Below are 20387 nucleotides of genomic sequence, written 5' to 3'. Positions count from 1 at the left end.
GGTTCCAGACCGGACGGGTCCCGCGTTGACGACCCTGCGAGGATCACCGTCATGCCTGCTGAACAGCCCACGATCCTCGCCACCTCCGGCGGTTACCGCCCCGGTCACCGCAGCGCGCTGGAGTTCGGCAAGCTGATCCACTTCGCGCTCGACCTGTCCGGCGTCGAGGGCCGCAGGCCGCGGTTCCTCCACGTCGGCACGGCGGGCGGCGACCAGCGGGCGACGAACGCGAACGTGGCGGAGGCCGGCGCGATCGCGGGCGTGGACGTCTCGTTCCTGAACCTCTTCACGATGCCGCCGACCGACGACCTGGAGAGCTACGTGCTCTCGCAGGACGTGGTGTGGGTGGGCGGCGGCTCGGTCGCGAACCTGCTCGCGGTGTGGGACGTCCACGGCCTGGGCCCGGTGTTCCGCACGGCCTGGGAGGCGGGCGTCGTGCTCAGCGGCGTGTCGGCGGGGTCGATCTGCTGGCACCTGGGCGGCACGACCGACTCGTTCGGCCCGGACCTGCGGGTCGTCACCAACGGCCTGGCCCTCCTGCCCTACGGCAACGGCGTGCACTACGACTCCGAGGAGCAGCGCCGCCCGAAGGTCCACGAGGCCGTCGCCGCCGGCGTCCTGCCGAAGACCTACTGCACCGACGACGGCGCCGGTCTGCTGTACCGCGGCACCGAGCTCGTCGAGGCGGTGGCGGAACGCCAGGGCTCCGGCGCATATGTGGTGGTCAGGGACGATTCTTCAGCAACCGCACAGGAGGAAAAGCTCGACACCAGGCTCCTGTGAGACGGACCTTGGAAGTGTGCGTTGGGCTCTGATCGTCTTCTTCGTTGCGGCGGTGTTCGCGATTCCGGACGCGTCGCCTTGCCTGGCGCACGCGAAGCCCTCAGCTGATATGTCGCGCGGCCCCGACGTCCTCGACGGACCCGATATATCGGATACCGGAGCTGATACATCGGATACCAGCCCCCCGGTCAGCTCAGCCATATCCGATATATCAGCCGCTGATATATCGGATATGGCAGCGGCGGGCGGCGCGTCCGACGTCGGCGTCGCCGTCCTGGACCTCGAAACCGGCCAGGTGGTCTCGGAACAGGGCGACAAGCCGTTCTACTCGGCGTCCCTGTCGAAGCTGATCCTCGCCGTCGACGCGCTGCAGCAGCAGTTGTCCACCGACGACCAGGACCTGATCCACCGCGCGTTGAGCGCCAGCGACGACAACGCGATGGACGTGCTGTGGACGAGGTTCGACGGCATGGACGCGATAGGCCGCGTCGCCGCCGAAGCAGGGCTCACGGGCACCCACGCCCCGGACGACCCGTCGCAGTGGGGCGAGGTCGTCATCACCGCCGACGACATGGTGCGGCTCTACCACTACATCCTCGGCTCACCGGTGCGCGACGCCGTCGTCGCCGCCCTCTCCGCCGCACCGGCCACCGCCGCCGACGGCTTCGACCAGGCGTTCGGCCTGCTCGGCGTCACCGGCGCGTACGCCAAGCAGGGTTGGATGTACTACCTGCCGAGCGAGGTCTACCTGCACAGCGCGGGCGTGCTCGACAACCGCTACGCCGTCGCCGTCCTCACGACCAACCCGACCGGCAGCTGGACCACGGCCCGCCAGTCGATCAACGCCGTCACGCAGGCCGTCCTGGGCAGGCTCACCGTCAAGGGCTGACCCGCAGCACGCCGCGCCCGGCGAAGAACGCGACCCCGCCCAGCACCACGAGCAGGTACAGCGCGACGAAGTACAGCGCCACCCCCACCGTGAACGGCACCGGTCGCGTGTCGTCGCTCAGCAGTCCCACCTGCAGCAGACCGGCGATCGTCGCGCAGGCGATCACGGCACCCCACAGGACCCCGAGCGTCCGGCGCACCGCCTGCGCGTTCGTCACGTCGAAGTACCCGTCGCGAGCGCAGTCCCTGGCGAGGACGAGGCTCAGGCCGGCCAGCAGTCCCCAGAACGCCCCCAGCCCTCCCATGACCACCCCGAACCAGGCGAACGGGTGGTGCGACGACGGCAGGTTCAGCAGGACCACGACCACCGCCACCGATCCCAGCGCGATCACGGCCGCCCCCGTCCTGGCCAGGCGCGCCCGGATCCAGTCGACGCGGGGAGGGGAGATCCACACCCAGCACGGTGCCGGGCCCTGGCCGACCACGATCACCTGGCTGCTCTCCAGTCCGAACCGACGGCCGGCATCGTCCACGCGCGGCCGATGTCGTGGATCTTCTGCATGATCGCGTTCTGCTCGGTCTCGATCGTGTTGGTGTGGGACTCGAGCGCCATGACCGTGGCACCGATGACGCCGATGACGGCGGTCAGGCCGGTCGCCAGGGCGGCGATGGCAGCGGGGACGCCCACGACCGTGACGGCGGCGTAGCACGCACCGACCGCCGCCACGGCGAAGGTGCTGAGGGCGACGACCATCGAGATCCAGAACACCTCGATCGAGTTGGCGAGACCGTTCAACGACGCGCGAAGCTGGTTCGCGACGTCCTTCACGGCACTCAGCCCCTGCGACTGAGGTGGGACCGTCGCCGTGTACGCGCGGGCGGCCCGGCCTTCCCACTCGATGTTCGTGCGCATCTTGTCGAGCGTGACCGTGCCGGCGACGTCACCGAGCACGTCGCCGATCCGCTCGACCCACCCGGTGCCGACCTGCCGGAGCCGGTCCGGCTCCCCCTTCTGGCGCCAGAGCTCGCCGACCCGGTCGCGGAACTCGGCGATCTTCTCGATGAGCCACCGGATGCCCTTCCCGACCTCGTCGACCACCCAGCGCAGCGGCGGGGGCACCCAGGTCAGCGTCGCGTCGACGACGTCGAAGAACCGTTCGAGGTCGCGGTCGACCGCCTTGATCTTTTCCTCGGCCTGCACCACCAGTGCGTCGGTCACCTGATCTCCCCCGTGAGCCGCGTCATCTCGTGCAGGGTGGCCGCTTCCTCGCGTTCGTAGGTGTCGGCGGCGGCACGCAGACCGTCGCCGAGGCCGTGGAACGCCACCGTCGCCTGCCGCAGCAGGTCCTCGAGCACTGTCCGGGCGTTCTCGTACGCGCGGTCGAAGCCGTGGTCGACGGCCCACATCGACATGGCGTCACCGCTCACGGCCAGGTCGCCGACGGCTTTCTGCGGGCCTTGCACGGCGTCGGCGGCGGCAGACCACAGGGCGGCGTCCGCGCGCATCGCCTCCAGCGAGACCTGGACGTCGCTCATGCCAGCCCCACCTTCCGCAGCAACCTCGCCGGGTCGCTCGCCAACGCCTGGAGCTGGGCGATGGCGGGTCCGGCGGGCTGGGCGACGGGTGTGCGGTGCAGCGCCCGCAGCACCTCGGTGAGCTCGCCCTCGATCTCGGGATTGGGTGCGGCGTGCGACCACTGGCCGTCGATCTCGACGGCGACGACCCGGCCGGCCTGCGCGGTGCCGCTGACGTGCCCGCCGCGGCTCTCGGCTCGCGCGGGGACGTTCGTCAGCCGGTCGAGCTCGGCGGTGAACGCGGCCAGTTCCGCGTTCACGGCGGCGAACAGCCGTTCCGCGTCGGCGCGGGTGAACGGCGCCTCGTCCAGGTCGGCGACGGGAGAGGGCGGCGCGATGGCCGTCAGATCCCCCTGGTCTTCCACGGCGCGCGCCAGCGCCCGCATGGTCGCATCGGTGGTCGCGCTGACCACGGCGGCGCCCAGCGAGCGTGGTTCGAGCACGTCACGCCACTGCGCGGCCAGCCGGACCGCGCGCACGCGACCGTCGAGCTCGACGACCACCGAGACGGCACCGCTGTCCTCGGTGCCGGCACAGCCGTCGTCCTGAGCAGGAGCAGGCGGCGGTGCCTGCTCCCAGTCCTCGGCTTCCTCGAAGCCCCACCTGCGGTTGTCCTCGGCCACCGATCGACCCCCTGCACGCTGTGACGAAACGACTTCACAACGTAGCAGGATTTGCGGCCGAACGGAGTAGCGCTAGCAGCCGACCAGACGTGCGGCCAGGTACGACTCGAGCTGGTCCATCGCCACGCGCTCCTGCGACATCGTGTCGCGCTCCCGCACCGTGACGGCGAGGTCGGTGAGCGTGTCGAAGTCGACCGTCACGCAGAACGGCGTGCCGATCTCGTCCTGGCGACGGTAACGGCGGCCGATGGCACCGGCGTCGTCGAAGTCGACGTTCCAGTTGCGGCGCAGCGCGGTCGCGAGGTCGCGGGCCTTCGGCGACAGGTCGGCGTTGCGCGACAGCGGCAGCACCGCGACCTTGACGGGCGCGAGCCGGCGGTCGAGCTTCAGCACGACGCGCTTGTCCACGCCGCCCTTGGCGTTCGGCGCCTCGTCCTCGGTGAAGGCCTCCAGCAGGAACGCCATCATCGGGCGGCCGACGCCGGCCGCGGGCTCGATCACGAACGGCTTGTAGCGCGAGTTCGTGGCCTGGTCGAAGTACGACAGGTCGACGCCGGAGTGGTTCGAGTGCGTGGTGAGGTCGAAGTCGGTGCGGTTCGCGATGCCCTCGAGCTCACCCCACTCCTGGCCGCCGAACTGGAAGCGGTACTCGATGTCGACGGTCCGCTTCGAGTAGTGCGACAGCTTCTCCTTCGGGTGCTCGTAGTGCCGCAGGTTCTCCTTCGACACCCCGAGGTCCGTGTACCAGCGGGTCCGCTCGTCGATCCAGTACTGGTGCCATTCCTCGTCCGTGCCCGGCTCGACGAAGAACTCCATCTCCATCTGCTCGAACTCGCGGGTGCGGAAGATGAAGTTGCCCGGCGTGATCTCGTTGCGGAACGACTTGCCGATCTGGCCGATGCCGAACGGCGGCTTCTTGCGCGACGTCGTCTGCACGTTCAGGAAGTTCGTGAAGATGCCCTGCGCGGTCTCGGGGCGCAGGTAGTGCAGGCCCTCCTCGGTCTCGATCGGACCGAGGTGCGTCTTGAGCAGGCCGTTGAACATCTTCGGCTCGGTGTACTGGCCGCGCACGCCGCAGTTGGGGCACGGCACGTCGGAGACGTCGCCCTCGGCGACCTCCTTGCCGGTGCGCTCGGCGTACTCCTCGGACAGCGTGTCCGCGCGGAACCGCTTGTGGCACGACTCGCACTCGACGAGCGGGTCGACGAACGCCTCGACGTGGCCGGAGGCGACCCACACGTCACGCGGCAGGATCACCGACGAGTCCAGGCCCACGACGTCCTCGCGGCCGCGGACCATGAAGTTCCACCACTGCCGCTTGATGTTGTCCTTGAGCTCCACGCCGAGAGGTCCGTAGTCCCACGCCGAGCGGGTACCGCCGTAGATCTCCCCGCACGGGTAGACGAACCCCCTGCGCTTGCAGAGGCTGACAACGGTCTCGATGCGATCGGCGGCCAACGGGAACTCCATCGGGGGAATCAGATTCGGGGACCCAAGCCTAGCCCGTCACGTTGCGCCCCGAACGGGCGACCGGCGGCCTACCCTGCACGAATGGAAGACCGGCTGAGAGAGCTGTGGGACTTCGCCGACCTCGACGGCACCGAAACGCGGTTCCGGGCGCTCCTCGAAGACGTGACCAGCGACGACGAACGGGCAGAGGTGCTGACCCAGCTCGCCCGCGTCGAGGTCCTGCGGGAGAACTTCGCGGCGGGGCACACCCTGGTCGACGAGGCGGAGGTGCTCGTCGCGCCCGACTCGACCGGCCGGGTCCGCGCCCTGCTCGAACGCGGCAGGCTGCACCGCTCCGACGGCGACACCGAGGCGGCGCAGCCGCTGTTCGTGGCCGCGTTCATCCTGGCCAAGACCCGCGGCGACCTGTCGTTGGCGGTCGACGCGGCGCACATGGCGTCGCTGGTCGACGACCCGGAGAAGTGGACCAGGCAGGGCCTGGAGATCGTCGTCGCGCACCCCGAGCTGGTGCGGTGGCTCGGCCCGTTGCACAACAACCTGGGCTGGTTCTACTACGAGAACGGCCGCTACGACGAGGCGCTGGAGGCGTTCGAGAAGACGCCGGAGGCGTACGCGGAGAGCGGCAAGGCCAAGACGCTGCACGCGCTGGGCCGGCCCGCCGAGGCCGCGGAGGCCGCGCGCAGGGCGTTGGAGCTCCTCCCCCACGACTCGCACGAGGAGTGGGTCGCGGAGATGGAAGCTATCGCCGCCGCGGGGTAGCGGGACCCGAGGCCTCGCCCAGCCGGACGGTGAACGCGTCCTCGGCGAGCAGGCTCGTGTGCTCCTCGACCTGGCCGTCGATGCTGGTCAACGCCGGTTCGTACATCGCGGGCTCGTCGGTGAGCGCCTCCGACAGCAACGGGATGACGTGTTCGCGCACGGGGAACGGCGACATCGCACGCCGATAGGCGACCACGGACTCGAACTCGACCGTCAGCACCCAGCGGTCGTCCTCGTCGGTGGACCGGGCAAGCGTGCCCTTGAGGCACCCCGGTTGAGCCGTCAGCAGCTTCAACGCCTCCTCGACGCGCGAGGTGAACGTCTCGGGGTCGGACACGCGGAAGCGGCACACCAGCAGCACGGTGCAAGGATGGCACGGTGACCAACAAGCGCCCCCTGCTGCCCGGCGACGGCCCGCTCGCGCGCGTCCGCCCGGTCGTGGCGTTCGTGCTCGTGCTGGGTCTGTTCATCACGGGCGTCCTCGTCGGCGGCACGCTCGGCGCGGTGCTGCTCGGCGTGCTCGTCGTCGGCGCCGGCATCCTCCTGGCCGCAGCCTGGCGGGTGCTTTCCCCAGCTCAACGCACATTGCGCGTGGTGGTCCTGCTGGTACTGGTGCTCATCACCGTAGAATTGGTTGTGAAAATCCCTACCAGGTGAGGTGCGCCGCCATGACCGCTCAGCTGCACGGCGAGCACTCCCCCGAACGCGCGGCACCCGCACCCGCGCCGCGGCACGCCGCGCACACGCTCACCGAGGCCGGTGACCTGCTGCGCGCGCTCGCCGCGCCGGTGCGCATCGCCATCGTGCTGCAGCTGCGCGAGCACGACCGCTGCGTGCACGAGCTGGTCGAGGCGCTGGGCGTGGCCCAGCCGCTGATCAGCCAGCATCTGCGCGTGCTGAAGTCGGCGGGCGTGGTGCACGGGGAAAGACACGGCCGCGAGGTCGTGTACCGGCTGGTGGACGAACACCTGGCGCACATCGTGGTGGACGCTGTGACGCACGTCGAGGAGAAGTTGTGACCGGACTGAGGTCCACCAAGCAGCGCACCGCGGTGTCGAACCTGCTCGACCAGCTCGACGACTTCCGCAGCGCCCAGGAGCTGCACGAGGAGCTGCGCCGCCGCGGCGAGGGCATCGGCCTGACCACGGTGTACCGGACCCTGCAGTCCCTCGCGGACGCGGGCCAGGTCGACGTCCTGCGCACCGACTCCGGCGAGGCGATCTACCGCCGCTGCTCGGCGCACCACCACCATCACCTGGTGTGCCGCCACTGCGGCCGCACGGTCGAGGTGGAGGGTCCCGCGGTCGAGAAGTGGGCTGACCGCGTCGCCGCTGAGAACGGCTTCTCACAGGTCAGCCACACCGTCGAGATCTTCGGCACGTGCGCGGAGTGCACGGCCAAGGGGCTGAAGTAGGGCTCAGCTCTCGTAGGGCTCGACCGGTTCGGCCACGGGGTTGAACGACTCCACGGTGAAGGTCGGCACCCACGAGTTCTTCTCGCTGGCCGACTTCGGCACGACCTGACCGGTCACCTCGACCCACTGCTCGTCGGGCAGCGACGGCACGTCCCCGGTCAGCCGCACCTTCAACGGGCGGGCGTCCGCGGCGCAGCAGGAGATCGCGAGCCGGGCGGCGAACGTGCCGCCGTCGGCGCGCAGCAGGAACCCGGTCAGCTTCACGCGGCGGCCGTCCAGCGTCCCCGACTCGTCCCACGCCGTGCGCGTCACGAACTCCGTCATGGACAACGGGATCACGTCGCCGGACGGCAGGTCGCCCAGCAGGTTGCGGGCCCGCTGCGTCTGGTTCGTGTCGGCGGCGGAGTTGACGACGTCGCCACCCAGCGCGGGCGGCGAGATCAGGAACACCGCCATCACCGGCAGCAGCATCAGCCAGGTCGACCGCGACGAGTGCGAGTGGCCGTGGTCGTCGGCAGCGGCGGCCTTGCCACGCCGGATGTCCGTGATGATCGCGAACAGCGCCAGCCCGATCATCACCACGCCGGCGGCGATCAGCAGCGGCAGCAGGCTCTTCTGCACGTAGCGCAGGTAGAGCCCGGAGAAGCTGATTTTCAGCAGCGCCCCGCCGAGCAGGACGAGCAGGATGTTCTGGGTTTCCCGCCTCACAGCAGCACCACTCCCGTCACCACGGCGCACAGGATCGCCACCACGAAGGTGGCGGGCGCGAAGCGGAAGGCGAACGACTTGCCGAACGCACCGGCCTGCAGCGCGATCAGCTTCACGTCGACGGCAGGGCCGACGACGAGGAACACGAGGCGCGGCAGCAGGGGCAGCGCGGAGAACGCGACCGCGACGAACGCGTCGGCCTCCGAGCACAGCGCCAGGATCACGGCCAGCAGCGCCATCACGATCACGCCGAGCACGATCTGACCGCCGAGCGTCTGCATCCACGCGACCGGCACGAACGTCTTGAACGCCGCCGCGAACAGCCCGCCCAGCACCAGGAACCCGCCCGCGTCGACGAGGTCGTGGCGGGCGCTCTCGGCGAACACGGCCCACTTGTTGCGGCCGGAGTGGTCACCGAGGCGTGCCAGCGCCCGTTCGGCGATCCACTCCACCTTGCCGAAGCGCACCCACAGCCAGCCCATGACCATCGCGGTCAGCAGCGACCCCACGAACCGCGCGACGACCATCATCGGGGTGTCGTTGAACGCCACCGCCGTCGAGACCAGCACGATCGGGTTCACCGCGGGCGCAGCCAGCAGGAACGTCAACGCGACGGCCGGCGCGACGCCCTGTTGCATCAACCTGCGGGCCACCGGCACCGAGGCGCACTCGCAGCCCGGCAGCGCCACGCCCGCGACACCCGCCACGGGCACGGCGAGCGCGGTCTTCGACGGCAGCAGCTTCCGCAGTGCCGAAGCGGGCACGAACGCCGCGATGGCGCCGGAGATCAGCACGCCCAGCACCAGGAACGGCATGGCCTGCACGCAGATCGCCACGAACACCGTCGAGGCCGTGCGCAGCTTCGGCACGTCCAGCAGGTCGACGAGCCGGGACTGGAAGAGCAGTGCGAGAACGAGGATCCCGCACAGCACCTCCAACGACGTGATCTTCAGCCGAGGCGGGCCGGAGCGCCGCTTCGACGATCGGATCTCGCCGGTGATCGTCATTCCGCGTCCAGGTCCAGGAGCCGGCGGTACTGGCGGGCCATGCCCTCGCGGATCTCCTCGGGCGAGGGCGGCTCGGCGAACTCGGCCTCTTCCTCCTCGAGGTCCTCGTCGTCGTCGAAGTCGACGGGGGTGCCGTTGACCGTCTCCTCGGCCTCGGCCTCCTCCTCGAGGGCGGCTTCGCGCAGCTCCTCGATCGTGGCGCTCACGTCCTCGGCCGACAGCGCGGGCAGCATCGGCTTCACGATGGCCAGCACGCCTCCCTCGGCGTCGTCCAGCGCCACGGCCTCGGCCAGCGCCACGGCGTGGTCGCGCTCGTAGGGACCGCAGATGAACGAGTCCCAGTCGTCACCGCCCGACGGCTCGAACGTGACGGTCCACGGGAACTCGTTGACGTCCGAGTCCTCTTCCGGCTCGTAAATGATCACGCCACCCATGGAAGGGTCCTTTCTCAAGAAAACCGGGAGAGGAGCTCGCCGCGCACCTGCGACGCGGTCGACACGACCAGCATCAGCAGCGTGCTCAACGGCTCGGGCTTGAGGCCGTCCGCCGGGAAGGCGTACCGCAGCATCACGTCCGTGCCACCTCGTTCGGACTGGATGACACCGAGGGTGCCGAACAGGCCCTGACCGGCGCGTTCGGCGACCCACGCGGCCGCGTCGCCGGGCAGGTCCCACGCGACCACGACGGTCAGCGAGAGCACGGTCAGCCCTTCGGCCAGCTCCATGCCCTGCACCGCGCACGGCACGTCGCCGTGGCGGAAGCTCAACGCGCCGTCGTCGTCCACCGACACGTCGTGGAACAGCTCCAGCGCCTTGCGCGCGGCCTCCAGGGCCTCACCGCTCGCGTTCACGACGACACCACCTCCTCGTCCGGCTTGTCGACGGCACCGCCGAAGCGCCGGTCGCGGCCGGCGAACTTCTCGCAGGCGCGCCACAGGTCGCGGCGGTCGAAGTCCGGCCACAGGATGTCCTGGAACACCATCTCGGCGTACGCGGACTGCCACAGCAGGAAGTTCGAGATGCGCTGCTCGCCCGACGGCCTGATGAACAGGTCGACGTCCGGCATGTCGGGCTTGTACATGTGCTTCGCGAGCGTGCGCTCGTCGACCTTGTCCGGGTTGATCTTCCCGGCGGCGACCAGCCGCGCGACCTCGCGGGCGGCGTCGCCGATCTCCGCGCGGCCGCCGTAGTTCACGCACATGACGAGGTTCAGCACGTCGTTCTCGGCCGTGCGGACCTCGGCCTCCTGCAGCTGCTTGATGACGCTGCCCCACAGCCGCGGCGAACGGCCCGCCCAGTGGATGCGGACACCCATCTCGTCGAGCTCGTCGGTGCGGCGCGCGATCACGTCGCGGTTGAAGTTCATCAGGAAGCGCACCTCCTCGGGGCTGCGCTTCCAGTTCTCGGTGGAGAAGGCGTAGAGCGAGAGCCACTTGACGCCGAGCTCGATGGAGCCCTTGGCGACGTCGAGGACGACCTGCTCACCGCGCTTGTGGCCCTCGACCCGCGACAGCCCGCGCTGGTTGGCCCAGCGGCCGTTGCCGTCCATCACGATCGCGATGTGCTTCGGCACCAGATCGGCGGGGATGTCCGGCGGCGTCGCACCGGAGGAATGCGGCTCCGGTGGGCGCGGGACGCGCTTCTCCCGCTCGGAGCGGCGACGACGCAGCATGAAACCAGGCTTCCTCTCGCGAAAACCGTTGTCGGTAGGCGCCAGACTAGCCGTCCGCCGGCTGCGCCTTCCGCTCGACCAAAGGCAACGACCGCAGCTGCCGTTCGAGGTGCCACTGCAGGTGTGCCGCGACCAGGCCACTCGCGTCCCGGCGGGCCAGGTGCGGGATCTCGTCGACCAGGTGCCACTGGCCGTGCAGCAACGCCGAGAGCAACGCCAGCGTGTCCTGCGAGGGCGACGCCGAACCGGGCGGGCGGCAGTTCGCGCAGCACGAGCCACCGGCCTGGACGCTGAACGCCCGGTGCGGACCGGGATCGCCGCACTTCGCGCACTCGTTGATCGCGGGCGCCCATCCGGCGAACGCCATCGCACGCATCAGATAGGCGTCCAGCAGCAACGACGGGTCGCGGTCGCCCGCGGCCAACGCCCTCAACGCGCCGGCCACGAGCAGATAGAGCCGCACGGCCGGTTCGCCCTCTTCGGCCGTGAGCCGGTCAGCGGTCTCGACGATCGCGCACGCCGCCGTGTAGCGCTGGTAGTCGTTGACGATGCCCACGCCGAACGCGTCCAGCGTCTGCACCTGCGTGATGATGTCGAGCGTCCTGCCGGGGTGGAACTGCGCGTCGACGTGGCAGAACGGCTCCAGCCGGGCGCCGAACTTGGACGACGTCTTGCGCACGCCCTTGGCCACGGCGCGGAGCTTGCCGTGCCGCTGGGTGAGGAACGTGATGATCCGGTCCGCCTCGCCGAGCTTCTGCACGCGGAGCACGATGCCGGTGTCGCGGTACAGGTTGGCCATCTACGCCCCCGCCATCTAGAACCCCAGGCGGCGCAGCTGCTTGGGATCGCGCTGCCAGTCCTTGGCGATCTTGATGTGCAGGTCCAGGTACACGCGGGTGCCGAGCAGCGCCTCGATCTGCTTGCGCGCGTTCGTGCCGACCTGCTTGAGCCGCTCGCCCCGGTGCCCGAGGATGATCGCCTTCTGCGACGGCCGCTCCACGAACACGAACGCGTGGATGTCCATCAGGTCGTCGCGGCCCTCGCGCGGCATCATCTCCTCCACCACCACGGCGATGGAGTGCGGCAGCTCGTCGCGCACGCCTTCCAGCGCGGCCTCGCGGATCAGCTCCGCGACCAGCGTCTGCTCCGGCTCGTCGGTCAGGTCGCCGTCCGGGAACAGCTGCGGGCCCTCGGGGAGCTTCTGCAGCAGCAGGTCGCTCAACTTGTCGACCTGGAACCCGTCCACCGCGGACACCGGGATGATCTCGGCGAACTCCATGACCTTCTGCAACGCGAGCAGCTGCTCCATCACCTGCTGCTGCGACACCAGGTCGGTCTTGGTGACGATGCCGACCACGGGCGTGCGCTTGGCGACCTTCTCGAGCTCGGCGGCGATGAACTTGTCGCCGGGACCGACCTTCTGGTCGGCGGGCACGCAGAAGCCGACGACGTCGACCTCCGACCACGTCTCGCGCACCAGGTCGTTCAGCCGCTGGCCGAGCAGCGTGCGCGGCCGGTGCAGGCCGGGCGTGTCGACGAGCACGAGCTGGCCGTCCTCGCGGTGCACGATGCCGCGGATCGTGTGGCGGGTGGTCTGCGGCTTGCTGGACGTGATGGCGACCTTCGTGCCCACCAGCGCGTTCGTCAGCGTCGACTTCCCTGCGTTCGGGCGTCCGACGAAACACGCGAACCCGGAGCGGTAACCATCCATCCGTCCATTGTCCCTGGGACCGGCAAGGGAGTTGTCGCCGGTCCCGGAATCTGCTACCTGATCACTGGAACCACTTGTGGTAGAGCGCGTTGTCGGTGCCGATGACGAACGTGTCGATGCGGGCGAAGCCCGACGACACCGCGCCCGGACCGGTGATCAGGCCACCGCCGAGCGACTCCCAGCCGGACCACCCGCCGTCGAACCACTTGTGGTGCATCGCGTTGTCCGTGCCCCGCACGAACACGTCGAGCCTGCCGAAGCCCCACGAGGACACGCCCGGTCCCGAGGTGAGCGTGCCGCCGAGCGACTCCCAGCCCGACCAGCCGCCGTCGAACCACTTGTGGCCGAGCTCGAAACCGCTGCCGCCGGCGAACACGTCGATGCGGCCGAAGCCCCACGACTCCGCGGCCGGGTAGGTGGTCAGCGAGCCGCCGAGGGACTCCCAGCCGGACCAGCCACCGTCGAACCACTTGTGGTGCATCGCGTTGTCCGTGCCCCGCACGAACACGTCCAGCCGGCCGCCACCCCACGAGGAGACACCGGGAGCCGAGGTCAAAACGCCACCCAGGGACTCCCAGCCTGACCACGCGCCGTCGAACCATTTGTGGAGCAGCGAGTTGTCGGTTCCGCGGCCGAACACGTCAATTCTTCCGCCACTCCACGAAACGGCGGCGGGCGCGGAGGTCAAATAACCGCCGAGCGACTCCCAGCCCGACCAGCCACCGTCGAACCACTTGTGCCAGAGCGCGTGGTCGCTGCCGAGGGCGAACACGTCGAGCCTTCCGCCGGACCACGACGCGACGGCCGGCGACGAGATCAGGTAGCCGCCCAGCGACTCCCAGTCGGACCAGGCCTGCGTGGTGACACCACGTTCGTGGCCGACGACCATGCCGGTCAGCGGGTCGGTGGCGGCACCGGCCCTGACCTCGGTCCCGGCCTGCGCCGGCGCGACGGCCACGGCTCCGGCGAACAACAAGGACAGCACGACGAGAACAGATCTGAGCTTTTTCATGACCCACCCCTGGTTGGTCGCGAATTTCTCCCCGCGACCGAACCCAGGGCGGAATTGAACACGCGGTCAATCGCGCAATCAGATCACTTCTGCGATTTCCCCATTTTGGGTCGCACGGAATACGGGACCATTCGCGGTCAGATCGCGGACCGCTTTGACCGAATCGTCGTCGATGGCGGGAGAATCGGTCACGACGACCGCGGCCTCCAAACCCTCGGCACCGCTCGACACCGCCGCCGCCACCGCCGCCTGCAGCGCGGTGAGCTTCAGCGACGGCAACGCGACGGTCGACGCGTTGTACGTCCGGCCGTCGAGGTCACGCACCGCCGCACCCTCCGCGGCGCCGTTGCGCGCACGGACGGACCTCGCCAGCGTGACGAGCTTCGCGTCCTCGGGGTCCAGGTCACTCATCTTCCTCGGTCTCCTTCTGCACGGGACGCACGAGCACGGTCGTGACGCGGATGCGGCCGCGTTCGTCCTTGCCGCCCTCCGCACGCATGCGCAGGCCCGCGATCTCGGCCTCCGTGCCGGGCAGCGGGACGCGCCCGAGCCGTTGCGCGAGCAGGCCGCCGACGGTCTCGACCTCGTGGTCGTCGAGCTCGGTGCCGAACAACGCGTCCAGGTCGTCGACCGGCAGGCGCGCGCTGACCCGCACCGCGCCGTCGTCGAGGTGCTCGACCGGCGGCCGGTCGTCCGTGTCGGACTCGTCGGTGATCTCGCCGACGATCTCCTCCAGGATGTCCTCGATCGTGAGCAGACCGGCCGTGCCGCCGTACTCGTCGACGACGATCGCCATGTGCTTGCGGGACAGCTGCATCTCGCGCAGCAGGTCCGCGATCGGCTTCGAGTCGGGGATGAAGCTCGTCGGGCGCATGAGGTCGGAGACGGTCTTCGGGTCCTCGTCCTCGGCGAGCGTGGCCCGCATGAGGTCCTTGAGGTTCACCACGCCGAGCACGTCGTCGACGCTCTCCCCGATCACCGGGACGCGGGTGTAGCCGGTGCGCAATGACAGCGCCAGCGCCTGCCGCAGCGACTTGGCCTGCTCGATCCACACGATCTCGGTGCGCGGCACCATGATCTCGCGGGCGATGGTGTCGCCCAGCTCGAACACGGAGTGGATCATCTCGCGCTCGCCCTCGTCCACGACGCCGCGTTCCTGCGCCATGTCGACGAGCTCGCGCAGCTCGACCTCGGAGCTGAACGGGCCCTCGCGGAAGCCCTTGCCGGGCGTGATGGCGTTACCGACGAGGATCAGCAGCTTGGACAGCGGCCCGAGCACGCGCCCGAGCTGCCGGACGGTGCCGGCGGCGAACAGGCTCACGGCGTACGGGTGCTGACGGCCGATGGTGCGCGGTCCGACGCCGACGAGCACGTACGACACGATGAGCATGCTCAGGCACGAGTACAGGACCGCGATCCAGTCCTGTTCCACGTAGTCGAGGAACACCGTCGTGACCAGCACGGCCGCCGACATCTCGCACGCCAGTCGCAGCAGCAGCAACAGGTTGACGTGCCGCGGCCGGTCGTTGAGCACCTGCAGCAACTGCCCGGTGCCCCAACGTCCTTGCCGTTGCAGTGCCTCCACCCGTGCGCGGGACACGGTGCCAAGCGCGGCGTCCACACACGCGAAGACACCGGCGGCAAGCACGAGCAGTACGGCCAGCACGATCACACTGGCAGGGTTCGCGCTCATAGGGCGTCAGTCTTCTTCGGGGTGCTGCAGAGGCCTCTGCTCGTCCAGGCCGACGGCACCGAGCACCTTGTCGTCCGAGCTGCGCTGCAACGCCGCCCGTTCCGCCTCGTCCCGCGCGTTGCGGAAGTCCGCGAGGATGCGGTTCTGCAACGTGAACATCTCGCGTTCCTCGGCGGGCTCGGCGTGGTCGTAGCCCAGCAGGTGCAGCACACCGTGCACGGTCAGCAGGTGCAGCTCGTCCAGCAGGCCGTGACCGGCCTTCTTGGCTTGGTCCTTGGCGAACGCCGGGCACAGCACGATGTCCCCGAGCAACGCCGGACCGAGGCCCGCCGCGTCGGGCCGGCGCGCGGAGTCCAGCTCGTCCATGGGGAAGGCCATGACGTCCGTGGGACCGGGCAGGTCCATCCAGCGCTCGTGCAGGTCCGCCATCACGTCCAGCTCGACGAGCAGGACGGACAGCTCGGCCAGCGGGCTCACGCCCATGCGGTCCAGCGCGAAGCGGGCGGCGGAGACGATGGAACCCTCGTCGACTCCGACGCCCGACTCGTTGGCGATCTCGATGCTCACGGCGCCTATCGTCCCCGGCGCTGGTTCCCCCGGCGTGCACCGGGTCCGTGATGGGCACCGTTCTGGTCCAGGACGTCCTGCTGGACCTGCCACTTCTCGTACGCGTCGACGATGTCGCCGACCAACCGGTGACGCACCACGTCCCCGCTGGTCAGCACCGAGAAGTGCACGTCCTCGACGCCTTCGAGGATGTCCTTGACGACCCGCAGCCCGCTGCGCTGCCCGCCGGGCAGGTCGACCTGGGTGATGTCGCCGGTCACGACGACCTTGGAGCCGAAGCCCAGGCGCGTGAGGAACATCTTCATCTGCTCGGGAGTCGTGTTCTGCGCCTCGTCGAGGATGATGAACGCGTCATTAAGCGTTCTACCACGCATATATGCGAGTGGCGCTACCTCGATCGTGCCCGCCTGCATGAGGCGCGGGATCGACTCCGGGTCGATCATGTCGTGCAGCGCGTCGTACAACGGGCGCAGGTACGGGTCGATCTTGTCGTTCAGCGTGCCCGGCAGGAAGCCGAGCCGCTCGCCCGCCTCGACGGCCGGGCGGGTGAGGATGATCCGGTTGACCTGCTTGGCCTGCAGGGCCTGCACGGCCTTGGCCATGGCGAGGTAGGTCTTGCCGGTGCCGGCGGGGCCGATGCCGAACACGACGGTGTTCTTGTCGATCGCGTCGACGTAGTGCTTCTGGTTCAGCGTCTTCGGCCGGATCGTGCGGCCGCGGCGGCTCACGATGTCCAGGCTCAGCACCTCGGCTGGCGACTCGGCCTCGTTCGCGCTCAGCATCGTCACGACGCGGCGGACGGCGTGCTGGTCGATCGACTGGCCGCGGCTCGCGAGCGTGACGAGCTCGGTGAAGACTCGTTCGGCGAAGGCCACGTCGGCGGGGTCGCCGGACAGGGTGATCTCGTTCCCGCGCACGTGCACGTCGGCGTCGAGCAGTTCCTCCACGAGCCGGAGGTTCTCGTCGCGCGACCCCAGCAGGCTGAGCACCGCACCATCGGGCACGGCGAACCGGGACTGACCTTCCTTGCCGCTCTGCTGTGTTTCTTCGGCCACGTGGCCCCGGCCTGCTTCCTGTCGCTCGGATCTGGTGGCGTCGATGCTAGTCCGGCCGAAAATGAGTGGCTACCGGATTGCTCACCGTGTGTGCTCACCGGTTGTGGAGATCCGCAGGCTTGGTGTCGACGACGTACCCGAGTGCATGAAGCTCATCACGGACCGCGGTTGGGCGTGGACGCCCGCGCAGTGGGAGCTGATGCTCGAGCTGGGACCGGGGTGGGGCGCGTTCGATTCGTCCGGGCTGCTCGGCACGGCGCTGACGACGCCGTACCCGGAGATACAGGCGATCAGCGGCGTGCTGGTCGCGTCGTGGGCCGGCCGCAGGGGCATCGGCACCCGCCTGATGACCAATATATTGGATATCAGTCCGTCCGCGTTGTACGCGACGACCATGGGCGAGCCCCTGTACGCCAGGCTGGGCTTTCACCCCGTCGGGGCCACGACCGACTACCACGGCGTGTTCCCCGGTTCGGCGTCCGGCGTGTCGCGTGAGGCCACGCCTGCCGACGCCGGCTCGCTGGCCGCGCTCGACCACGAGGTGAGCGGCTACACCCGGCCGTCGCTGTGGCGACGCCTGCTCGACCCGGCCTCGCCGTACACCGTGCGGACGACGGACGCCGGCGTGATCGCCACGCGCCCGAACCCCGAGGGGTTCACGGTCGGCCCGTTGATCGCGCCCTCGGTGGCAATCGCTTGCGCGCTGATCGCGGACGTCGCGGCCGGCGCCGGGCAGGTCCGGGTGGACACCGACAACATCGAGGTCGGTGCCTACCTGCTGGACCGGGGCTTCGAGAAGCGCAGCGGCGGCTGCACGTTGATGGTGCGCGGCGCCGACGACGTGCCGGGCGACCGCTCGCGTTACTTCGCACCCGCCTCGCACGCACTCGGATGATCACTGGGGGAACCGTGGAACTGCGCCGGCTGACCGTCGACGACCGCGCGGCGTGCTCCGACCTGGCGGAAAGCCGGTCGTGGTCGCGCGAGGAGAAGAAGTGGGAGCTCCTGCTCACGCACGGCGAGGGCTGGGGGCTGTTCGACGACGACGAGCTCGTCGGCACGACGATCGTGACGCGCTACCCGGAGCTGGCGTCGATCAGCATGGTGCTCGTCGCCGAACGCGTCGCCCGCCAGGGGCTGGGCCGCCGACTGGTATCCCATGTATTGGATACGGGCGTGTCGACGTTGTTCGCGACGTCGATGGGTCGTCCGCTGTACGAGCAGCTGGGCTTCACCGCCGTCGGTTTCACCGACATCCGCGCAGGCGTGTTCACCGGACCGATATCCGATATATCGCATATCGCGACGCGGGCCGACCTCGACGACCTCGTCGCACTCGACGCCAAGGTCACCGGCATCACCCGCCCGTTCCTGTGGGAGTCGCTGCTCGCCACGGGGTCGGTGCGGGTGTCCGACAGCGGCGTCGCGGGGTCGTGGCGCGTCGCGGACGACCTGATGCTGATCGGCCCGGTCATCGCGGACACGCCGGCCGACGCGTGTGCACTGATAGCGGACTCCGCCGTCGGCAACGGCCGTGTGCGCGTGGACGTGCACGACCCTGAGGTGGTGGCGTTCGTGCAGAAGCACGGCATGGAGTCGTGGGGCACGCCCACGTGGATGGTCCGCAACGCCGACCGGCTGCCCGGTGACCGCACCCGCTACCACGCGCCGTTGCTGCAGGCCCTCGGTTAGAGCCTGTGCCCGCCGAGCAGGTGCAGGTGGGCGTGGAAGACCTCCTGCCCGCTGTCCGGGCCGGTGTTGAAGAGCAGCCGGTACCCGCTCTCCGCCACGCCCTCGGCCTCGGCGACCTCCTTCGCGGCGGCGAAGAGGTCGCCGAGCTGGTCGCCGTCCAGGTCGACGGCGTTCGGCACGTGCTCGCGCGGGATGAGCAGCACGTGCACGGGCGCCTTGGGCTGGATGTCGCGGAACGCGAGCGTCGTCTTGGTCTCGTGCACGACCGTCGCGGGGATCTCACCGTCGACGATCCGGCAGAACAAACAGGACATGTCCCCGACGTTAGGCGAAGAAGGCGTCCAGCTGCTCGTCGACGGCCTCGATCATCTCGCCGGTCGTCACGTCGGCGGGCCCGAGCCCGTGGTGGATGTTGAGCCCGTCGATCAGCACGATGAGCCGCCGTGCCGCCTTCTGGGGCGCGACGCCTTCGCGCAGCTCACCTGCTTCCTGCGCCGCAACGAGAACCCGCGCGACCTCGCCGTACAGCTCGCGCGTGCCGTAGCGCTCGAGGTCGTGCAACGACGGCTCGACCATCGCCCGCGGCAGGAACGACAACAGCACGGCCGCCTCAAGCCGTCGTTCCTCGTCCAGCGCCAGCAGCTCGTGCGCGAACGCCCTCAGCAGCGCCTGGTTGCCGGCCGAGGTGTCGATCTTCTCCAGCCGTGCCAGGAACCTCCGGTACGCGAGCTCCATCGCGAACCCGAGCAACGCGTCCTGCGTGGGGAAGTAGTGGCGCAGCGACCCGCTCGACCACCCGGACTCGGCCGCGACGGCCCGCACGGACGCGTGGTCGATCCCGTCGCGCCGCACGATGCGCCACACGGCCTCGGCGAGCTCGCGACGACGTTCCTCATGGTCGACAACCTTCGGCACCCGACCATTTCTAGCACTCGCGCGCAAGCCGCCCGACGGCCGAGCGGCACCGCTCCCAGGCCTCGGTGCCGGGCGTGATCACGTCCATGTGCCCGGCCCCCTCCACCACCACGAGCTCCGCCTGCGGCTCCACGGCGCAGAACCCGATGCTCTGCTCCACCGGAACGTCCTCGTCCCGATCCCCGTGCACACAGACCACGGGCTTCCCGATGGGCACCAACGCCCGCGGCGACGCCTCCGCGAACTGCTCCTCGGCACACAGCTCCAACGCCCGCGCGGTTATGTGCCGGCCGAAGTCGAGCACCGCCGCCTGGGCCACAGCTCCGACCACTCGCGCACTGTGCTTGGCCGCCCACACAGCGAGATGGCCACCGGCGCTGTGCCCGAGCGTCACCACGGGCCCGAGGTCGACGGCCTCGATGGCCGCGAGCACGTCCTCCCCGGTCTGCGGCCATCCCCCACCGCCCCCGCCAATGCGCCGGTACTCGATGTTCCACACAGCGAACCCGTCGGCCACCAACACCTCGGCCAACGGCCGCCCGAGCTCCAGCCCGTACCGCTGATGCCAAAAACCACCGTGAATGACGACAACAGCACCGAGCGTGTCGCCGGCGGGAACAGAAAGCTCCCCGAACTGGCTGGCATGGTCACCGTAAGCAATTCGCTGCACACGCAGAAAGTACGTGAAAAACAGCTCCGCGCCGTTGTCAGACCCCCTGAGTACGTTGAAACGCAGGGGTTCCCAGTCAGGGGCAGGGCTTCGGCAAAGTCGTTTCACCTGGACGCAAGGCGGGCACGGCGCTCGTTGATCATGTGAGTGTCTAAGTCGCATGATCTTGTGGGA

Annotated in this window: 29 protein-coding genes; 8 read left to right on the top strand and 21 right to left on the bottom strand. The window is 69.5% G+C overall.

All coding sequences use genetic code 11. The features are described 5' to 3' along the window. Positions 1-51 precede the first annotated feature (51 nt). Positions 52-783: a Type 1 glutamine amidotransferase-like domain-containing protein gene (locus ACFWV3_RS35080; RefSeq protein ID WP_382417815.1), complete on the top strand. Its 732-nt coding sequence runs from the start codon at positions 52-54 to the stop codon at positions 781-783. A gap of 232 nt (positions 784-1015) precedes the next feature. Continuing rightward, positions 1016-1672 carry a serine hydrolase gene (locus tag ACFWV3_RS35075; protein WP_382417813.1) on the top strand — a complete coding sequence of 219 codons (657 nt, stop codon included), beginning with the start codon at positions 1016-1018 and terminating at the stop codon, positions 1670-1672. On the opposite strand, the gene ACFWV3_RS35070 is transcribed toward ACFWV3_RS35075, so the two are convergent. The 5 genes from ACFWV3_RS35070 to ACFWV3_RS35050 form a co-directional block, all read right to left on the bottom strand. Continuing rightward, positions 1662-2162, bottom strand: a complete 501-nt coding sequence (locus ACFWV3_RS35070; RefSeq protein WP_382417811.1) for a hypothetical protein — start codon at positions 2160-2162, stop codon at positions 1662-1664. The genes ACFWV3_RS35075 and ACFWV3_RS35070 overlap by 11 nt on opposite strands. Continuing rightward, positions 2159-2890, bottom strand: coding sequence for a hypothetical protein (locus tag ACFWV3_RS35065; protein WP_382417810.1), 732 nt, complete (start codon positions 2888-2890; stop codon positions 2159-2161). Before ACFWV3_RS35065 ends, ACFWV3_RS35070 begins: the two co-directional genes overlap by 4 nt. Beyond that, positions 2887-3207 carry a hypothetical protein gene (locus tag ACFWV3_RS35060; protein WP_382417808.1) on the bottom strand — a complete coding sequence of 107 codons (321 nt, stop codon included), beginning with the start codon at positions 3205-3207 and terminating at the stop codon, positions 2887-2889. The genes ACFWV3_RS35065 and ACFWV3_RS35060 overlap by 4 nt, the downstream gene beginning before the upstream one ends. Continuing rightward, on the bottom strand, positions 3204-3869 hold the full coding sequence (locus tag ACFWV3_RS35055) for a hypothetical protein (protein ID WP_382417806.1): 666 nt from the start codon (positions 3867-3869) through the stop codon (positions 3204-3206). Before ACFWV3_RS35055 ends, ACFWV3_RS35060 begins: the two co-directional genes overlap by 4 nt. A gap of 72 nt (positions 3870-3941) precedes the next feature. Then, a complete protein-coding gene (locus tag ACFWV3_RS35050; RefSeq protein ID WP_382417984.1) occupies positions 3942-5327 on the bottom strand; it encodes a glycine--tRNA ligase in 1386 nt (461 codons plus the stop codon). 93 nt (positions 5328-5420) lie between these two features. On the opposite strand from ACFWV3_RS35050, the gene ACFWV3_RS35045 reads away from it, so the two are divergent. Beyond that, positions 5421-6098, top strand: a complete 678-nt coding sequence (locus ACFWV3_RS35045; protein ID WP_382417804.1) for a tetratricopeptide repeat protein — start codon at positions 5421-5423, stop codon at positions 6096-6098. On the opposite strand, the gene ACFWV3_RS35040 is transcribed toward ACFWV3_RS35045, so the two are convergent. After that, a complete protein-coding gene (locus tag ACFWV3_RS35040; RefSeq protein WP_382417802.1) occupies positions 6079-6459 on the bottom strand; it encodes an antibiotic biosynthesis monooxygenase family protein in 381 nt (126 codons plus the stop codon). The genes ACFWV3_RS35045 and ACFWV3_RS35040 overlap by 20 nt on opposite strands. Before the next feature lie 17 nt (positions 6460-6476). Here ACFWV3_RS35040 and ACFWV3_RS35035 point away from each other — a divergent pair, with 17 nt between their 5' ends. From ACFWV3_RS35035 to ACFWV3_RS35025, 3 genes are read left to right on the top strand one after another with little or no spacing between them, the layout of a single operon-like run. Then, positions 6477-6755: a hypothetical protein gene (locus tag ACFWV3_RS35035; RefSeq protein ID WP_382417800.1), complete on the top strand. Its 279-nt coding sequence runs from the start codon at positions 6477-6479 to the stop codon at positions 6753-6755. An 11-nt stretch (positions 6756-6766) separates the two neighbouring features. Then, entirely contained in the window at positions 6767-7117 is a 351-nt protein-coding gene (locus ACFWV3_RS35030; RefSeq protein ID WP_382417798.1) for an ArsR/SmtB family transcription factor, read from the top strand. Beyond that, a complete protein-coding gene (locus ACFWV3_RS35025; RefSeq protein WP_191304953.1) occupies positions 7114-7512 on the top strand; it encodes a Fur family transcriptional regulator in 399 nt (132 codons plus the stop codon). The genes ACFWV3_RS35030 and ACFWV3_RS35025 overlap by 4 nt, the downstream gene beginning before the upstream one ends. Before the next feature lie 3 nt (positions 7513-7515). Here the strand turns inward: ACFWV3_RS35025 and ACFWV3_RS35020 are convergent, their stop codons facing one another. The 12 genes from ACFWV3_RS35020 to ACFWV3_RS34965 all read right to left on the bottom strand — a co-directional run bounded on the left by ACFWV3_RS35020 (position 7516) and on the right by ACFWV3_RS34965 (position 16936). Continuing rightward, positions 7516-8220, bottom strand: a complete 705-nt coding sequence (locus tag ACFWV3_RS35020; RefSeq protein ID WP_382417796.1) for a TIGR03943 family putative permease subunit — start codon at positions 8218-8220, stop codon at positions 7516-7518. Further along, positions 8217-9227 carry a permease gene (locus tag ACFWV3_RS35015; RefSeq protein ID WP_382417794.1) on the bottom strand — a complete coding sequence of 337 codons (1011 nt, stop codon included), beginning with the start codon at positions 9225-9227 and terminating at the stop codon, positions 8217-8219. Before ACFWV3_RS35015 ends, ACFWV3_RS35020 begins: the two co-directional genes overlap by 4 nt. Beyond that, positions 9224-9652 carry a hypothetical protein gene (locus ACFWV3_RS35010; RefSeq protein WP_382417792.1) on the bottom strand — a complete coding sequence of 143 codons (429 nt, stop codon included), beginning with the start codon at positions 9650-9652 and terminating at the stop codon, positions 9224-9226. The genes ACFWV3_RS35015 and ACFWV3_RS35010 overlap by 4 nt, the downstream gene beginning before the upstream one ends. Positions 9653-9675: 23 nt before the next feature. Then, on the bottom strand, positions 9676-10077 hold the full coding sequence (locus ACFWV3_RS35005) for a YbjN domain-containing protein (protein WP_330850762.1): 402 nt from the start codon (positions 10075-10077) through the stop codon (positions 9676-9678). Beyond that, entirely contained in the window at positions 10074-10898 is an 825-nt protein-coding gene (locus ACFWV3_RS35000) for an isoprenyl transferase (protein WP_382417790.1), read from the bottom strand. Before ACFWV3_RS35000 ends, ACFWV3_RS35005 begins: the two co-directional genes overlap by 4 nt. A 46-nt stretch (positions 10899-10944) precedes the next feature. Continuing rightward, on the bottom strand, positions 10945-11697 hold the full coding sequence (gene recO / locus ACFWV3_RS34995) for a DNA repair protein RecO (RefSeq protein WP_382417788.1): 753 nt from the start codon (positions 11695-11697) through the stop codon (positions 10945-10947). 15 nt (positions 11698-11712) lie between these two features. Beyond that, positions 11713-12609: a GTPase Era gene (gene era / locus ACFWV3_RS34990; RefSeq protein ID WP_382417786.1), complete on the bottom strand. Its 897-nt coding sequence runs from the start codon at positions 12607-12609 to the stop codon at positions 11713-11715. A 61-nt stretch (positions 12610-12670) separates the two neighbouring features. Further along, entirely contained in the window at positions 12671-13621 is a 951-nt protein-coding gene (locus ACFWV3_RS34985) for a carbohydrate-binding protein (protein ID WP_382417785.1), read from the bottom strand. A gap of 78 nt (positions 13622-13699) precedes the next feature. Next, positions 13700-14032: a cytidine deaminase gene (locus tag ACFWV3_RS34980; protein ID WP_382417784.1), complete on the bottom strand. Its 333-nt coding sequence runs from the start codon at positions 14030-14032 to the stop codon at positions 13700-13702. Further along, positions 14025-15314, bottom strand: a complete 1290-nt coding sequence (locus tag ACFWV3_RS34975) for a hemolysin family protein (protein ID WP_382417783.1) — start codon at positions 15312-15314, stop codon at positions 14025-14027. Before ACFWV3_RS34975 ends, ACFWV3_RS34980 begins: the two co-directional genes overlap by 8 nt. Positions 15315-15320: 6 nt before the next feature. Next, positions 15321-15881: an rRNA maturation RNase YbeY gene (gene ybeY / locus ACFWV3_RS34970; protein ID WP_382417781.1), complete on the bottom strand. Its 561-nt coding sequence runs from the start codon at positions 15879-15881 to the stop codon at positions 15321-15323. Positions 15882-15886: 5 nt separating this feature from the next. Then, positions 15887-16936: a PhoH family protein gene (locus ACFWV3_RS34965; protein ID WP_382417779.1), complete on the bottom strand. Its 1050-nt coding sequence runs from the start codon at positions 16934-16936 to the stop codon at positions 15887-15889. A 145-nt stretch (positions 16937-17081) separates the two neighbouring features. Between ACFWV3_RS34965 and ACFWV3_RS34960 the strand changes: the two genes are divergently transcribed. Continuing rightward, positions 17082-17831, top strand: a complete 750-nt coding sequence (locus ACFWV3_RS34960) for a GNAT family N-acetyltransferase (RefSeq protein ID WP_382417777.1) — start codon at positions 17082-17084, stop codon at positions 17829-17831. 14 nt (positions 17832-17845) lie between these two features. Further along, the gene (locus tag ACFWV3_RS34955; RefSeq protein WP_382417775.1) at positions 17846-18628 is read left to right on the top strand and encodes a GNAT family N-acetyltransferase; all 783 of its coding nucleotides are present in this window, start codon (positions 17846-17848) and stop codon (positions 18626-18628) included. Here the strand turns inward: ACFWV3_RS34955 and ACFWV3_RS34950 are convergent. The 3 genes from ACFWV3_RS34950 to ACFWV3_RS34940 are packed head-to-tail and all read right to left on the bottom strand — an operon-like array spanning position 18625 to position 20375. Then, positions 18625-18942: a histidine triad nucleotide-binding protein gene (locus tag ACFWV3_RS34950; protein ID WP_382417773.1), complete on the bottom strand. Its 318-nt coding sequence runs from the start codon at positions 18940-18942 to the stop codon at positions 18625-18627. The two genes, ACFWV3_RS34955 and ACFWV3_RS34950, sit on opposite strands and share 4 nt — an antisense overlap. A 10-nt stretch (positions 18943-18952) precedes the next feature. Then, positions 18953-19543, bottom strand: coding sequence for a TetR/AcrR family transcriptional regulator (locus ACFWV3_RS34945; protein ID WP_382417771.1), 591 nt, complete (start codon positions 19541-19543; stop codon positions 18953-18955). A gap of 10 nt (positions 19544-19553) precedes the next feature. Then, positions 19554-20375: an alpha/beta hydrolase gene (locus ACFWV3_RS34940; RefSeq protein WP_382417982.1), complete on the bottom strand. Its 822-nt coding sequence runs from the start codon at positions 20373-20375 to the stop codon at positions 19554-19556. Positions 20376-20387 lie beyond the last annotated feature (12 nt).

This window comes from Lentzea sp. NPDC059081, assembly GCF_042738015.1.
GTDB lineage: Bacteria > Actinomycetota > Actinomycetes > Mycobacteriales > Pseudonocardiaceae > Lentzea.
The sequence above is the reverse complement of the archived record's forward strand: the minus strand, read 5'-3'. Positions and strand labels throughout refer to the sequence as shown.